At 67.9% G+C, this 14,167-nt stretch carries 15 protein-coding genes and 3 pseudogenes; 12 read left to right on the forward strand and 6 right to left on the reverse strand.

Annotation, left to right across the window (positions count from 1 at the left end):
- Nucleotides 1-43: 43 nt before the first annotated feature.
- Nucleotides 44-244, forward strand: a complete 201-nt coding sequence (locus ACFYY2_RS10720) for a hypothetical protein (protein WP_388739986.1) — start codon at nucleotides 44-46, stop codon at nucleotides 242-244.
- A 473-nt stretch (nucleotides 245-717) separates the two neighbouring features.
- Here ACFYY2_RS10720 and ACFYY2_RS10725 read toward each other — a convergent pair whose 3' ends face one another.
- From ACFYY2_RS10725 to ACFYY2_RS10735, 3 genes and pseudogenes are all read right to left on the reverse strand, one after another.
- Nucleotides 718-1,356, reverse strand: coding sequence for a hypothetical protein (locus ACFYY2_RS10725; protein WP_388739988.1), 639 nt, complete (start codon nucleotides 1,354-1,356; stop codon nucleotides 718-720).
- Between the two features lie 56 nt (nucleotides 1,357-1,412).
- Nucleotides 1,413-1,730, reverse strand: a complete 318-nt coding sequence (locus tag ACFYY2_RS10730; protein ID WP_388740075.1) for a transposase — start codon at nucleotides 1,728-1,730, stop codon at nucleotides 1,413-1,415.
- Nucleotides 1,702-1,950 (reverse strand): annotated as a pseudogene (locus ACFYY2_RS10735) (Tn3 family transposase); the annotation flags it as partial. The pseudogene ACFYY2_RS10735 and the gene ACFYY2_RS10730, both read right to left, overlap by 29 nt.
- Before the next feature lie 58 nt (nucleotides 1,951-2,008).
- On the opposite strand from ACFYY2_RS10735, the gene ACFYY2_RS10740 reads away from it, so the two are divergent.
- The 3 genes from ACFYY2_RS10740 to ACFYY2_RS10750 all read left to right on the forward strand — a co-directional run bounded on the left by ACFYY2_RS10740 (nucleotide 2,009) and on the right by ACFYY2_RS10750 (nucleotide 3,778).
- Nucleotides 2,009-2,176: a Tn3 family transposase gene (locus tag ACFYY2_RS10740; protein WP_388739990.1), complete on the forward strand. Its 168-nt coding sequence runs from the start codon at nucleotides 2,009-2,011 to the stop codon at nucleotides 2,174-2,176.
- A complete protein-coding gene (locus ACFYY2_RS10745) occupies nucleotides 2,173-2,802 on the forward strand; it encodes a Tn3 family transposase (RefSeq protein WP_388739993.1) in 630 nt (209 codons plus the stop codon). Before ACFYY2_RS10740 ends, ACFYY2_RS10745 begins: the two co-directional genes overlap by 4 nt.
- Before the next feature lie 139 nt (nucleotides 2,803-2,941).
- A complete protein-coding gene (locus tag ACFYY2_RS10750) occupies nucleotides 2,942-3,778 on the forward strand; it encodes a hypothetical protein (RefSeq protein ID WP_388739995.1) in 837 nt (278 codons plus the stop codon).
- Nucleotides 3,779-4,602: 824 nt separating this feature from the next.
- On the opposite strand, the gene ACFYY2_RS10755 is transcribed toward ACFYY2_RS10750, so the two are convergent.
- Both ACFYY2_RS10755 and ACFYY2_RS10760 read right to left on the reverse strand, forming a co-directional pair.
- The gene (locus ACFYY2_RS10755) at nucleotides 4,603-4,875 is read right to left on the reverse strand and encodes a hypothetical protein (protein ID WP_388739996.1); all 273 of its coding nucleotides are present in this window, start codon (nucleotides 4,873-4,875) and stop codon (nucleotides 4,603-4,605) included.
- A gap of 251 nt (nucleotides 4,876-5,126) precedes the next feature.
- Nucleotides 5,127-5,540, reverse strand: a complete 414-nt coding sequence (locus tag ACFYY2_RS10760) for a hypothetical protein (protein WP_388739999.1) — start codon at nucleotides 5,538-5,540, stop codon at nucleotides 5,127-5,129.
- An 86-nt stretch (nucleotides 5,541-5,626) separates the two neighbouring features.
- On the opposite strand from ACFYY2_RS10760, the pseudogene ACFYY2_RS10765 reads away from it, so the two are divergent.
- From ACFYY2_RS10765 to ACFYY2_RS10800, 8 genes and pseudogenes are all read left to right on the forward strand, one after another.
- Nucleotides 5,627-5,833: pseudogene (locus tag ACFYY2_RS10765) on the forward strand (IS21 family transposase); the annotation flags it as partial.
- 616 nt (nucleotides 5,834-6,449) lie between these two features.
- The gene (locus tag ACFYY2_RS10770; RefSeq protein ID WP_388740002.1) at nucleotides 6,450-8,921 is read left to right on the forward strand and encodes a glycoside hydrolase domain-containing protein; all 2,472 of its coding nucleotides are present in this window, start codon (nucleotides 6,450-6,452) and stop codon (nucleotides 8,919-8,921) included.
- 19 nt (nucleotides 8,922-8,940) lie between these two features.
- Nucleotides 8,941-9,366, forward strand: a complete 426-nt coding sequence (locus ACFYY2_RS10775; RefSeq protein ID WP_388740006.1) for a hypothetical protein — start codon at nucleotides 8,941-8,943, stop codon at nucleotides 9,364-9,366.
- Nucleotides 9,367-9,762: 396 nt separating this feature from the next.
- A pseudogene (locus tag ACFYY2_RS10780) lies at nucleotides 9,763-9,891 on the forward strand (hypothetical protein); the annotation flags it as partial.
- Between the two features lie 58 nt (nucleotides 9,892-9,949).
- Nucleotides 9,950-10,315, forward strand: a complete 366-nt coding sequence (locus ACFYY2_RS10785; RefSeq protein WP_388740008.1) for a lamin tail domain-containing protein — start codon at nucleotides 9,950-9,952, stop codon at nucleotides 10,313-10,315.
- Between the two features lie 369 nt (nucleotides 10,316-10,684).
- Complete coding sequence (locus ACFYY2_RS10790) at nucleotides 10,685-11,779, forward strand: hypothetical protein (protein WP_388740011.1); 1,095 nt, start codon at nucleotides 10,685-10,687, stop codon at nucleotides 11,777-11,779.
- Between the two features lie 45 nt (nucleotides 11,780-11,824).
- On the forward strand, nucleotides 11,825-12,685 hold the full coding sequence (locus ACFYY2_RS10795; RefSeq protein ID WP_388740013.1) for a DUF3592 domain-containing protein: 861 nt from the start codon (nucleotides 11,825-11,827) through the stop codon (nucleotides 12,683-12,685).
- Nucleotides 12,686-12,914: 229 nt separating this feature from the next.
- Nucleotides 12,915-13,406, forward strand: a complete 492-nt coding sequence (locus ACFYY2_RS10800; RefSeq protein WP_388740016.1) for an NUDIX domain-containing protein — start codon at nucleotides 12,915-12,917, stop codon at nucleotides 13,404-13,406.
- Between the two features lie 310 nt (nucleotides 13,407-13,716).
- On the opposite strand, the gene ACFYY2_RS10805 is transcribed toward ACFYY2_RS10800, so the two are convergent.
- Nucleotides 13,717-14,052, reverse strand: a complete 336-nt coding sequence (locus ACFYY2_RS10805; RefSeq protein ID WP_388740018.1) for a helicase associated domain-containing protein — start codon at nucleotides 14,050-14,052, stop codon at nucleotides 13,717-13,719.
- Between the last annotated feature and the right edge of the window lie 115 nt (nucleotides 14,053-14,167).

Below are 14,167 nucleotides of genomic sequence, written 5' to 3' on the forward strand. Positions count from 1 at the left end.
CGACGGAGCACCGTCTCATGCTGCGGGCCCGCCTGGAGATGACGTGAGCAGGGTCTCGAATGCCCTGTATGAGGTTGTCTACGGTTTTGCCCGGCGGGTGCTGGACGCGGTTTTTTCCGGGCAGTCGAACGCTGAGGCGCGTGACGGATGGGTTGCGCTCTTGCTGATCGCCCAGAACTGGCGGGACTCACCTGATTTGCCAGCAGACCTGAAGAGCCTGGTTGATGAGGCCCTTCCGCTCTGACAGGTGGTTGTGATGGGTGGCCCTCTCAAGATCCGTCCCATATCCCCAGGCGTTTGAGCCGGCGCTGCCGGAGCCGCTCTGAGAAGGCTGTGAGACCGAAAACATGCCCCATGAGCAGCCCGAACATCACAGCGAACAGCGGATCGTCGGGTTCCTCCTCACGCGACAGCATCAAGAGAAGGGGGAGCGTGAAGGGCCCAGCCACGCAGAGGCCCGTGCCGATCGGGTGTCGGGCCACCCACTTCTGGATCCGCGTCGGATGCCGCTGCCCCGCCCAGAGCCCGGTCCCAAGCCCAAAATCCATCCCGTAGACACCGCCGCCAGTTCGCCACGGCAAAAGGATATGGCAACCGATCGACTGCCCTTGGACGAGAGCTCACGGTGCCTGGCAACAGCCGGTCAGCCACCGTGTTCAGGCAATGACGTCATTTCTCGGGATCTAGCACAGATTTCATGATCGGTTACGGTGCGTGTCAGCCACTGGTACCCGGCAGTGGTGCGCTGATAGCCAGATCTTCGTCGAGTCTGGCTGCCAGGTCCGCGGCGAGAGTCGGAACGTGGCGCGTGGCCCACTGCTTGGTGAGGGAGAGAAAGCCTTGCAGTTCCTCCCGCACGGTATGCAGGATCCCCGGTAGGGCACTCACCACGATCTCGATGGGTTGCCCGGAAGGCGTTTCTTGGGCGTCCACGCTGTCCGGCCACAGCTGTACGACCTCGTCGGCATGCTCAAGCCTTGGCGAAGGGTCGTGGCCGAGCCACAGGGTCTCTCCGTCTGTGACGTCGAGCCATTCGCGCCAGTCCTCCAGGCCACAACAACACCCTGGCCGGACGGTGACGTTGGTTCGGGTGTCGTGGACGCGCAGCCCTCCTGGTGCGATGACCTTGTCTGTCTCCAGCAGGCGGCGAATGGCCTCGCTGGCGTCCATCAAGGGGCGATCATCGTGACCTGTCCGCGAGTTGTAGCCAGCCAGCATGGCCAGTGCGCTGCCCACTTCGAGCGGGGACATACTGCCCGACAGAGCCATGAACTGGTACGGAGGCAGGTCAGCCACCGGCCAGAAGGAGAAGTCAACGGTGTCGGGGGTCTCCAGGACGGCATTCACGATCAACACCGCGTCATTTTCGTCTCAGGCGGTCCAGCCCGCCAAGCATTTTCTACCGGGGCTCATCACGCCAGGAGAACGCACTTCCGGAGGAGGCCGAAGCCGGCGCGGCCGAACATCTGGCGTTTAGGCATCTTGATGCGGTTGACGTGCCCTTCCACGACTCCGGAGCTCCAGGGCAGGGTGAGGCCGGCGACGACGGTGTCACGGTTGCGGTCGATGCCCGCGGCGAGGGCGTGGAGACCGGTCAGAGCGCCTTGGCGGACGGCAGTGAGCCACTCGGGCAGCTGTTGGCCCTGTCGCTGGGTGAGGATCTGAGCGAACGAACGGACGTGTCTGGTGGGGGCGTTCTGTTCAGGGCAGTGGGCCAGGACGGCCTTCATCCGGCGGGCCCAAGCCGTAGAGTTTCCACCGACACCACCTCCTACAGCAGTATCGTGTTCGGCCTGTTCGCGATCTGCGGCCGAGCAGGTCGCCCCAGTGCGGGCGGATAGGGTCGAGGCGGACCGTGTGCCGGGATGTGTCCTGCAGTGGGCCGTGATCTGCGCTCGCGTGGGTGCGCCACAGTCTCGCATCGGAGATGTCGGCGATCCGCGGGGAAAACTGGTAGCCGCACCCTGCGTGACTCGTTGTTCATCCTCGACGCGCTGCACAACAGGGGGTGGCCGACTCCCTGACGCTCGATGAGGTCCGTGGGTCCGACCTGATCCGCATGCTCTCGCTGGGCGGGCGCCCGACCTGTCTGGGCGACTCCTTCGCCCACTACGGGCGGATCTTCAACACCCTGCACCTGCTGCAGTTCATCTCCGACGACGGCTACCGCCGTTGAGCGCCAAGCAGCTGAACATCACTGAGGCCCGCCACGGCCTGGCCTGCAGGATCTTCTTCGGACAGCGCGGCGAACCGCGGCAGAATTGCCGCGAGGGCATGGAGGACCAGCTCGGCGCGCTCGGCCTGGCGCTGAACGCCGTGGTGCTTTGGGACAGCCTCTACCTGGAACGGGCGGCACAGCAACTCGCCGCCGACGGATTCCCCGTCACCGACGACCTGCCGGCTCGTCTGTCCCCGCTGCGGTTCGACCACATCAACTTCCTCGGCCGGAACGCGTTCCTCCGTCCGCATGGCTTTGTCCACGAGCACGGGCTCTGGCATACATTCCGTGGTGGCCAACCTTCGATCACTGCGTCGGCTCGGCAAGCGCAGGAAACCAGCAGGCCAGAGGGTCGGCCCTACGTGGGCACGAGTGGGGACGGCGCCCCATCACAGAAGTTGCGCCAGAGCCCCAGTTTCAACAGCACGGAGCAGTCCGGAATCTTCGAACGACGGTGGCCTGATGACACCTGTCAGACCTCGGGCCTAAGGTGTGCCGGTGATCTTCAGAAGGAAGCAGAAGGCCGGGGGCCTGGCCGCCGTCATGTCAGAACTGGAGCAGGCAGTGGCCGCTTGCGACGGTAGCCGTACCGAGCGTGCGTTCAACGCGGCGCTGAGTGGCCTGCAATCGGCAACGGGCACCGAATGCGAGCAGGTAGGACCCCGGTTGTCCGCGCTACTCCCTGCCTTTCCGCCCACCGGTCCGCGCCCGATGCTGGCGACGATGGCCGGCTTCTGCGTGGAACGTGGTGCCGATCCGGCGGCGTGTGCGGAGCCGGTCCTCGACGGAACCCACCGGGACCTGCTCGATGCCCTGGAGTTCGCCCGCCACTGGGCCGCCGCCGGCGATGCCGGGGACGAACTGCCGGACGCCGATGAGAAAATCATCGACGACGCGCTGATGGCCCGGATGGGCGGCGAGGCGCACGAGGCGTTGCGGCTGGCGCTGGCCTGGTGCTCGGTCGAGCAATGGCAGCCGCCCGCCCTGGCGGTGCTGTGCCGCAGCGCCGAGGTGCGTCGTCATCACGCATCCGCACTCCTCCCCGCCTGCCGCGACCTGGCAGCCCTGGAGCGGCACGACCTCAAGTGCCTGGCCTACGCGCTGGCGATCCTGGACGACGAGCCCCTGGTCGTGTTGCACCGGCCCACCGGGACCGGGTTCGAAGTGCGCATCGGCGGCATTGGGGACAACTTCCAGTTGCACACGCTGCTCGCCCACGTCCTCGTCGGCGGCGGCCACGTGCCCGGCACCGCACCGTCGGCGGAGAGCGTCCGCCTGGCCACGGACCCCGAGCCCGCCCAGGGGCGCACCGGAGCCGTCGCGACCGGGGCCTTCGAACTCCTCGCCCCGGACGGGGAGCGGATCTGGAACGAGGGACTGCCCGACGACATCCCCGTTGTGGAGGGACGCCGCCTACTCGTGCTGGACGAGCCGATGTACACGCGCAGTTGGAACGCCGACCGGTTCTTCCCGATGCTCCCAGGGACGGCCGAGCTGACTCGTGTGCTGTCCGCCGACGAGGTCCAGACCTGGTTCGCCTACACCTGCTGGACGTCCTGACCCGGCCCCTTCTGCCAGCATGCGTTCGTGCTGTGTCAGGACGATGGCTGTGCTCGGCCCGAAGTACGCTGATTTGACCGGACATCGTGCTTCCTCGCAGGAGGGCACGCGGCATCCCGTTCGTGTGATGTGGTCCCGGCCGCGTACGTTCCGCGTATGACCAGAACAACACCGGCGAGGCCGGTTGCCGTGGAGGCAGTGTTCCCGGAGCTGGCGGAACATCGAGGGCGGACGACCCGCCTGCACCCGCGGCCGGGGCAACCCGGGCGGCACGACAGCCATGTCGGCGGGCCGCTGCTGTGGCCGAGCGACGAGCCATGGCCGGTCTGCCGCGAACTGCACGAGCCCGAGATCGAGGGGTATGCACCAGAGGGGATCCGCGCCGCCCGGTCCGCGGGCGTGTGGCCTCGGAGCTGCCCGTGGCCCGGCGCCGACAGTCCGGGGGAGGACGGGCCGACGCCCTTCGTGGGGCTCGCCCAGTTCTTTGGCCGGGACGTCCCCGGGCTGGCCGCTGGTCCCGGCGGCGCTGACCTGGTGCAGCTCTTTCGCTGCCCGCGCACCCACGGCCGGTACTTGGAGCGCCGATATCTCCTGCGGTGGAGGCTGGCCGCGCAGACGGAGAGCGCGGGCCGCTTCCTTGCTGCGGCACCTGAAGTGCCATTGCTCCGGCGGGAGGACGAGCTCCCCGAACCCTGTGTCGTGCACCCCGAGGAGGTGGACACCTATCCGTGGGCGGAGGACGACACGCTGCCTGCGGCTCTGATCGCCCGCATCGACGCCTGGGACGATGCCCAGACCGCGGAAGGCGGCCGGGACGCCCCGAACTACCAGGGCGCCCTCTCGATCCCGCCCGGATGGCGGGTCGGCGGCTTTCCCAGCTGGGCTTCGACGGGCCCGCTGGACATCGCGTGCGCGTCCTGCAGGGCCCCGATGCGGCTCCTGCTGACGGCTGGGGGCGACGAGATGGACCCCGACTCACGCAGTTGGATGCCCTGGAGGACCGCGATCCGTCCGAAGAGGGGATGGCTTCGATCAGGGGTGGCCAGTCCGTCGCCCAGCCCACCCGGCTCCGCTTCGGCCGTGACCGAGACCTGCACGTCTTCACCTGCCCGGCCGACCCGGGACACCCGCCCCAATGGATGCTCTCCTGACGCGTCTCAGGGGCGACAGAGTCGGCCGGCGCGCGAGGCGGCAAGCCACCGTCGCCCGGCACGCACTGAGCAGTACGCTCGAACGCCAGCGGGACGACACGGTGGCCAAGGGGCAGGTTGCCCGTGAGCAGATCCTCGACGAGCTCATCTCACGGCTGGATGAGCGGGCCAGTTACTTCAGTCTTCCGCCAGCCGCTTTAAAACTGGTCCCATCTCGGTGACTCAATGACGAACCAGTCAAGCAGCGCATCAGCCACGTCGCTGAGCGATCGGCCCTCGGCTACCGGCATGACCAGGATGAAATCGTCGAGCTCACCGGCCCCAGCGGGGCAGTGGGAAATCAGCGATCCGCAGCGGAGCCCCGCCCGATCAACCTGGGCACCCAACGTCACCCCGACGGAATTGCCCGTCCTGCAGACAAGATCGGTCCAGATCAGCAGACCGCCGGTCTCTTGACTCTCTGGGCACTCCATAGGATCCCAGACCCAGAAGTCTTCTGGCGTCGGAGTGACCATCGGCCATTCGTGAGCACGCTCGGCCAGGCGCTCGACAACAGGACGCCACCGCTTGGTGAACTCCCAGTCGGTCAGACAATCCTCGAAGACGTTCACGGGCTCATCCAAACAGGAGTGCCGACGGCCCCGCATCAAGGATCCACCAGACCTGGCCTCTTGACTTCGAGACCCGCACATTAGAGGTCCCGATGACGATCGTTTACGACCGCACCAAGACGGTCGTGCGCCGTCACGTGGCTCCGGGTGAGGCGGTGCCGCTGCATCCGGCGGCCGTCGGGTTCGCCGTCCACTACGACCTCGGCATCGATGTACTGGCCACCTACCGACCCCAGGGCAAGGGCCGCGTCGAACGCCAAGTCCTGATCGCGCGCGACCACGTTCTCGACGGCACCATCGCGTCCGGGCGCACGACCCCACCCCGGGCGCCCCTGCTAGATGCGGCGTGGAGGTGCTGCGGGCGGAGGCGGGTGCCGGTGTAACCGCCGTTCCGTCGCCCACGGCTCCGGGAGACGCCGGCCTCGTGCTGGACAGCCTGGAAAGCGATCGGCTCACCGCGTTTGACCAGGGTGCGGATCCCTTCTCTGCCGCGGCGGTCTTGGCCTGGGACTTGGCCTTCGCTGTGGTGGCGAGGGTCTGGGTGCGCCTGGCGCGAGCGTCGTCGGTCATGGCCGGGTCCTTCGGTGACGGTCGAGGGTGAGCGGAACGGGGCCGGTGAGGGCGCCGCCGCAGCCGGCGCCCTGGACGGCGCGTCCGGGTTTGGAGCGGAGGGTGTCCAGCAGCTGGAGGTTTTGCTACGCAGGCCTGCATGGGCCGCTGCCCCTGGCCGTGGTCCTCGTCGACGAGCCGCAGGCCGGGCCGGAGCAGCCGGCGACCGAGAGCGACCCGAGAGCGGCGCCCCCTACGGTTCTCCCCGGCCGCCCCACCGGCCCGGCCGGTGACGCCGGTACGGGCCCCCTCAGGGCTGCCCTCCCTCAGCCGCGCACGACACGAGAGGCAGGCCCGGGCATGGCCGACGACAAGGTCCTGGAGGCCCAGCAATGGGTCAACGCCACCTACGGAGGGGTGAGCGGTTACGCCCGCTGCCCGGAGGACGGCCGCACCGGCTGGTCCACCATGTACTCCCTGGTGATGGGGCTCCAGCACGAACTCGGCATCTCGCCGGTCGTGGCCAGCTTCGGCCCGACGACCCTGTCCAAGCTCGCCGCCCTCGGCGACATCGGGTTCGGCTGGAACGGCAACGCCAACATCGTCCGCATCATCCAGCACGGCCTCTTCTGCAAGGGCTACTGGGGCGCCAACGGCTACGGCGAGTTCGGCGCCGTCACCACCGAGGCCGTCGACGAGATGCGCGTCGACATGGGCCTGCCCGACGCCGGATCGGGCATCGACGGCGGCGTCGTCACCCCGCAGATCTTCAAGTGCATCCTCAACATGGACGCCTACGTCGTCGTCGCCGGCGGAACCGACAAGATCCGCTCCATCCAGCAGTGGCTCAACGGCCGTTACTGGCAGCGCAGCGCGTACTCCATAGGCCCGGCCGACGGCATCTACTCGCGGGACGTACAGAAGGCGCTGATGGTGGCGCTCCAGTACGAGCTGGGGCTCGAGCCCAACGGGAACTTCGGTCCCGGCACCCAGGCCGGACTGCGCAACCACACGCTGCGCGAGGGCGACTCCGGCATCTTCGTCCAACTCTTCACCGCCGCCTGCGTCTTCAACGAGCCGGTGATCGTACGGGGCCAGGACGACGTCGAGGTCCGCACCACTTTCAAGGACTCCTTCGACTCCAAAACCCGCGAATGGGTCGAGATCTTCCAGAACTTCTCCCAGCTCTACCGGGCGGGACAGGCCTCCTACGGTGTCGGCGAGTACGACACCTGGGCCCAGCTCCTGGTCTCCATGGGCAACCCCGACCGCGCCGCAACGGCCTCGGACACCCGCTTCGAAATCACGGCCTCCCGCGCCCGCTGGCTGTACGACAACGGCTACCGCATGGTAGGCCGCTACCTCTACGACCCGCCGGGCTCGACCCTGGACAAGGAGATCAAGCCGGGCGAACTCCAGACCATCTTCGGCGCCGGGCTACGCGTCTTCCCCATCTACCAGGACAACGCGCGCCAGCTGTCCGACTTCACGTACAGCGCCGGGTACCAGCACGCCCTCAACGCCCACGACCTGGCGACAAGCTACGGCTTCAACCGCGGCACCACCATCTACTTCGCGTGCGACTACGACGCCCAGCAGGCAGAGATCGACGGCTACCCGCAGGGCATCGTCACCTACTTCAACGGCGTCGTCGCCGGCCTCGCCAACCGCGGCAAGAAGTACTTCCACGGTGTCTACGGCTCCCGCAACGTCTGCGTCAACGTCACCGAGAAGACGGGCGCCCGCTTCTCCTTCGTCTCCGGCATGTCCTGGGGCTTCTCCGGCAACCTCGGCTTCCCCCTGCCGGCCAACTGGGCCATCAACCAGATCAAGGAGTTCAAGGTCACCAACGGTGCCGACACCTTCGACCTGGACCGCGACGTGTGGCGGAACAACGGGGAACCCGGCAGTAACTCGGTGAACCGGCCCTCCGGCCCCGCCGACGCCTTCCTCGCCTACGTCCAGCGAATCTACAACCACGCCGTCGCATACAAGGCGGACAACAACGTCGACACCAACGCCAGCCAACTGGTGATGGAGTACATCCGCCACGAGAAGTACGAAGGCCTCTCCTGGTGGTGGCTGGCCGGCAGCTACGACGACGACTTCGTCGCGTACTGCAACGACCGGGGCGAGGAGGTGATGGACTCCTTCACCGACACCATCACCGGCTACGCCCTCGACGCGACCCACCTCATGGCCACCGCCAACGGGTTCCTGGCCAACTCCGACCCCTCGGACAAGAGCAAGGCCACCGGCGGCGACATCGCCGGGTGGGGCGGCGACATCATGACCTTCTGGGCGGACTGGCGGAACTCCGAGCAGGAGTACGCCTCCCCGCTCACCTTCTGCCAGGCCAAGCTGGCGATCCCCGGCACCGTCTCCAGCTTCGGCTTCACCGACATGATCGAGGACGTCGACGGCTACCTGCTGGCCAAGCACGTGGCGGAGGGCGGGAACGTCGCGGAGTGGGTGACCTCCCACTACAACAGCGGCGGAGCCCTCACCCGCTTCCGCGCCCACTTCGACCGCCGCTTCCAGACCGCCTCCAACGCCAAGTCGGCGTGCAGCAACCTCCTCTACGGGGCCATCGACTCCAAGATCAGCCCGGCCCGGTTCGCGCTGATCACCGCGGCCGGCGCCGTCCTGCCCGGCGACTACATCCTGATCCCGGGCAACGGGGCCAAGTTCGACGACTTCTGCCAAGGCTTCACCGACCGGCAGCTCTCCCTCATAGGCCTGGAGAACAGCCGCCGGGCGCAGTACACGAAGAACCTGCGCACCTTCCAGGAACAGGCGGCGAAGAGGGCCGCCCGGCGCAGCACCGACTGAGACGTGCAGAGTTCAGCCCATGGGTCTTCTTCTTCTCCTCCTTCTGCTGCTCATCCTCCTGGCCGGCCCCGGACTGTTCCTCTGGGTCCGAACACTGACCCGGGGGCAGTGGCGCCACAGCCCCGGCTGGTTCGCCGGTTCCACCGTCCTGCTCCTTCTCGCCACCGGGGCCGTCTACCTCGTCGGCTCCCTCGCCGGCGGCCTGGACCCGGAGGAGGCCTGCCACGCCGACGGCGAACCGTACGACCGGGCCTACCGCCGAGCCCACTTCCGCGAGTACACCCGGTGGTTCCCGCTCCACGACAGGTGCCACGCGGGCCACGACCTCGTCCCGGCCTGGGTCAACCCGGCCCTGGTCGTCCTGCCCGCGCTGGCCCTGCTCTGCCTGGCCTGGGCCGTACGCCTGGCCGCCACCCACCGACACACCGAGAAAGACACTCCATGACCGAGCTGACCAGGCGCCACATCGTCGGCGGCACTGCCTCTCTGGCCGGTGCCGCCGCGCTCGGGATCCTCTCCGCCCTGCCCGCGACGGCCGCATCCACCCGCCCGAGCGCCCTGCCGGACACGACGCGCTGGACCGGTACCCGGTCGGCCAACGGCTGGCCGGTCCTGAAGAAGGCAGCCGCATACGACATCGAGGGCAGCGGGCGCTCCGTACACCTCGCCGCAGGAGACACCGCCACCCTGCTCCTGTACATCGCCCGCCGCTTCCACTACGAGGTGGACCAACTCCGCGAGGGGGACGTACGCGGCCACCACACCTCCCCGGCGAGGGCGGCGGAGTACGAGTCCAACCTCCTGTCCGGCACGGCAACATCAGGGGTCAAGGCCCGCCGGCGTGCACGAAGGGAAGGAGCCAGAGGCGACCCGCCCCGAGCTGGGCAAGCTGCTCACTCGGTGGTGTACCGAGTGCGGGCTGAGTCAGGCCCGGCTCGCCGGCAAGGTGCACTCGAATCAGCCCACGATCTCCCGATGGGAGAAGGGCCAGCTACTGCCCTCCGCTGAGGCGATCGAGGCGGTATGGCATGTCCGCTCGGCCTCCGAGCGCGCGCATCGATTGGACGAGGAAGAGCTTCAGGAGGCTCTGCTGCTGCACAGCCGCCGCCGCCGAGTGGGTCGAGATCGCCAACCAGACCCGCCGCGCCGTCAACCTCGACGGCTGGACCCTGCGCGATGCGGACGGACACCGCTACCGCTTCGACAACGTCCGCCTCGCCGGCCGCGCCACCGTCCGGATCCACACCGGCATCGGCCGCGACACCCGCACCGACCTCTTCCAGGACCGCCGCACCTACGTCTGGGACAACAACGGAGACACCGCGACCCTGCGCGACGCCCGCGGCCGCACCGTCGACACCGACTCCTGGGGCCGCAACCACCACCACCGCTGACCACACCCGCGGCGCGTCCTGTCGCCGACCCCCTGACTGTTGCGCCTCGACGCGGAGTGCGGGCAGGCGCGGCACCTATCGGGGCCGACTTCCGTCCACCCATCGAGATGCCCGCACCCAACCGGTGCGGGCATCTCAACCTTTCAGCCGCCGCGATCCCGCCGCGGACCGGCGGCGCGAGGCATACGCGGACGACCCGCCGTGTGGGGGGCCCGCTTCGTTGCCACCGTGGCCATCGGCGGTGTTCGGATCGAGCTGCGGCGATGCTTGACCGGCACGACCACATTCCGCTGACGAAGTCGTTCCCAGGCACCAAGGCAGGTGCTTGAAGGTCTACCGGCCGTCACCCGAGCCCGCCACAATCCCCCTATGACGATTACCACGGGCGCGCGGCCCACGCACAACATGCTCGCCTCTGTGGCCCGTGGGTTTCTGACGGGCGGTGTGATCGGGGCGTCGTTGGCCGCTTTCGTCGTCGGCGGCATCATCGAAAATGTGCTGCTGTTCGTCACGGGGTTGGTCCTGCCCGCGGTCTACGGCCTGCTCTTCTTCCTCTCCGCTGTGCCCAGGCGTGCCCATGAGGCAGCAGTCGCACCGTGTACGGCGCTCGCGCTAGTGGAGAGCCTGGAGGCTGTCGGTGGCGAGGCGACGAGCGATGTGGCGGTGCGGTTCGATCTCACCGTCGCGCCGGACGACATACCGGCGTTCCGCGTCACGTGCACGCAGAGCATTAACCTCGTCGACCTAGCTGGCTATCGGTCACGCGACGTCGTGGTCGTCCAGTACCCGCCGGACCGGCCCTGGCGAGTGAGGGTTGTGAAGCGGCCGACACCGCAATGGGAGGAGCGGGCAGCCGGTGCTCGCCTCGACTCGGCGCCCGGCCCGGCCATGCCGAGTGCGCCCCCCGAGGGCTCTACCGTCGGCTTCGTCACGCTGCTCGGTCTGCTGCTTGCCGCGGCCGCTGTGGTCCTGCTGTTCCGCGCCGACCTGTTCGACGAGGGCTCCTCCGCGCAGCCGCCCGCCTCCGCCGGGCCGGCGGTCACCTCCACATCGTCGACCTTGGTGGTGTCGTCGGCCTCCGCCACGGTCACCCTCGGCCCCGGCCAGTCCTTCCTTGACCACGGCGAACTGCGCAGAGCGGTCAGCGCGCTCAGCAAGGGCACGCAGGCGCGCGCGGCGCTCACCGTCGTCGTACAGGAGCGGCTGCTGTCGGTCGTTTACGCGCCCACCGGCACGCAGGCCCCGACGTTCGACCCGGATTCCCTGCCCTACGACCGCTTTTCCGCCCTGGTCGAGGAGGTCAGGAGCAGCCTGGGCGCCGGTTCCGCGCAGACCTGGCAGGTCGCCGTCGAGCACCTCACCGGCTCCCTGACCATCAGGGTCGGGGTGACGGGGCCGCAGGGGGCGGCCTCGCTGGAGGCGGATGCGGACGGCAGGGTGGTGCGGCGCACCCCGGCGCAGTGACGAACGCCGTGTCGGCCGCATCTCACGGAAGAAGAGGGAAGACACGTGGACCTGCAGGAATTTCTGGTGCTGTGGTGCGGGTTTTTCGGCACCGTCGCGCTGGTCGGCTATGCCCGGTCGCTGTTCGGGATGACGAAGGCGCAGAGAGCGGTGCGGGTGATGGGACGGATCGAGCAGGTCAGGGAACCGAAGCACGGGAGCTCGCAGAGGGACGGGATACCGGTGGCCGTGTCCTTCCAGGACCCGTTCACCGGCCAGGAGTTCACCGTGACGAACGACGCTGGCCACGGCGAGTGGATCACGGCGGCGTGGACGGGGCGCCAGGTCGGTGTCCGCTATCCGCGCGGTAGGCCGCACGACTACCGGTTCGTCAGTGACCTGTGGGCGAACCGGTATGGTCGCGCATGGCCGAACTTCGCGGTCTTCCTGCTCTACGTCGGTCTGGTGGTCTTCGCCGCGATCGACTGGGGCTGGCCGTGGGCCCTGATTGGCTTCGGCGTGCCCTGGACCGGCAGCGCCTTGTGGTACTTGCCCCAGAGCACCCGCGCGGTCGGCCGCCGGATCGACGCGCTGGCCTCCCGGCCCCCCGTTGAGGGCCGGGTCATCGCGGTGCTCACGGACACCAGCACCGACGGCGAAGGCTCCACCTTCACCACCCACACCCCGGTCATTGCCTTCACCACCCACGACGGCACAGTCGTCACCGCCTACTGCACCGCTGATCTGTGCAACCCTAAGAACTCCTACGGCCGCACCCTCACGATCCACTACACGCCCGACGACCCCGCCGTTTTCACCCCCGACATCGCGGCCCTACATCGTTCCCGTCCCCTTGATGTCATCTTCAACGTCGTGGCACTGCTCCTGGGGGTGGCGGCAGCCGTCATCGGGGTGCTGCTGCTATGACGCCCGAGGAGGACCGGTGTGCACGGGGGTATCTTCCTGGCATGGATCCGCTCACGTTCGACTACGAGGACCTGCATGTGCGCGTGGACCGGGGGGTGTTCGAGCTGTTCCCGTTGAGGGGCAGCGGCATGCCGCACACTCTCAGTGAGTGTCTGGAAACTGAAACTTGGTAATCAACAGGCTCGGGGGCGGGCGGCATGCCTGAGCGCAGGGTCGATATTGTGACTCGATGGCAACACCAGATTTCATCCTTGCGCTGCGCAAGAAAATTGGAAGCGATCCGCTGTGGCTCTCAGGCGTCACCGCGGTCGTCGTCAGGGATGACCAGGTCCTTTTGGCGAAGCGCGCAGATAACGGCAAGTGGACGGCAGTGACTGGGATCATCGATCCGGGGGAGCAACCGGCGGATGCCGCAGCCCGGGAGGTGCTTGAGGAGACCGGTATCGTGGCAGTTCCGGAGCGGCTGGCGATGGTTCACGTCACGGACCCTGTCGTCTATGACAACGGGGACCAGACGCAGTATCTCGACCTGGTGTTCCGCTTTGCTTGGCAGTCCGGCGTTCCGAGTCCCGACGACGGCGAGAACACGGCTGCCGAGTGGTTCGCGCTGGACGACCTGCCTCCGATGTCAGACGACATGTGCAAGCGAATCGCAGCTGCCGTGTCTAACGAGCGGGCAGCCCGGTACGTCTTCTCTCCGTCGTCGCCCGGCGGCGCCTGAGAACCCGGCTCCACCGCGCCGGGTGTGAAGCTTGGATCAGTCCTTCCTGGACCAGTCCTTGCGCGGGGCCACGGCGTGTGAGTCTGCGCGTCATGAGAGTGATGAATGCCCAGGTCAGGTGCGCTTCGGAGTGTTGAGGGAGGCGTTCTTAGTCGCGGACGTTGCGGCGGGCTTTCATGAGCCAGCCGATGCTCCGCGCCCACCTTGAGAACGGGCCAGAATTTGAAACCGTGGCTGACCGCGCTCTAGCCCGGCACGGAAACGGCGCCGGCCCCGGATGTTCTTCCGGGGCCGGCGCCGCGTTGAGTGGTCATGCTGCCCAGTCCAGCCCGAGTGCCGCGAGTGTGGTGAGTTTGTCGGGGGTGAGCTTGCTGCGGCGGGCCTTGTGGTTGCTGAGGAATACTCCGAGTTTCACCTCGCTCCCGTCCTCCAACCGCTCTACGTGGGCCCTGGGGACCTTCACGGTGCCTTCCCGGGCCTTGTACTGCGCGAGGGCCGCCACGCCCTTCTCGAAGGCACTCAGCGCTTTCGGGGGCGGGGTCGTCCCTGCCGTGGGCGGGAGCTCCGGGAGCACGGTCACGGGAAGCGGGGTGACGCCGACGGCCTCCAGGCGCTCGCGCTGTCCGGCGGTCAGGGCTGCCCACATCTCCGGCTTCCGCTGCCGGGTGTGAGTGGGCGTGTTAGTGGCAGGGGTTGTGCGTCAGCGGTGTTCGGTTGTTGATTGCCTGGTTATGCGCTGTGGATGTGTGCTGGTCTGCTGT

Source organism: Streptomyces sp. NPDC001822 (assembly GCF_042892135.1).
Classification (GTDB): domain Bacteria; phylum Actinomycetota; class Actinomycetes; order Streptomycetales; family Streptomycetaceae; genus Streptomyces.

Excerpts from the sequence above, each read along its gene's own strand:
- ACFYY2_RS10730 (WP_388740075.1), bottom strand. The coding sequence starts at position 1,730 with ATGAAGGCCGTCCTGGCCCACTGCCCTGAACAGAACGCCCCCACCAGA.
- ACFYY2_RS10750 (WP_388739995.1), top strand. The coding sequence starts at position 2,942 with ATGGCCGGCTTCTGCGTGGAACGTGGTGCCGATCCGGCGGCGTGTGCG.
- ACFYY2_RS10770 (WP_388740002.1), top strand. The coding sequence starts at position 6,450 with ATGGCCGACGACAAGGTCCTGGAGGCCCAGCAATGGGTCAACGCCACC.
- ACFYY2_RS10775 (WP_388740006.1), top strand. The coding sequence starts at position 8,941 with ATGGGTCTTCTTCTTCTCCTCCTTCTGCTGCTCATCCTCCTGGCCGGC.
- ACFYY2_RS10785 (WP_388740008.1), top strand. The coding sequence starts at position 9,950 with ATGTCCGCTCGGCCTCCGAGCGCGCGCATCGATTGGACGAGGAAGAGC.
- ACFYY2_RS10790 (WP_388740011.1), top strand. The coding sequence starts at position 10,685 with ATGACGATTACCACGGGCGCGCGGCCCACGCACAACATGCTCGCCTCT.
- ACFYY2_RS10800 (WP_388740016.1), top strand. The coding sequence starts at position 12,915 with ATGGCAACACCAGATTTCATCCTTGCGCTGCGCAAGAAAATTGGAAGC.
- ACFYY2_RS10805 (WP_388740018.1), bottom strand. The coding sequence starts at position 14,052 with ATGTGGGCAGCCCTGACCGCCGGACAGCGCGAGCGCCTGGAGGCCGTC.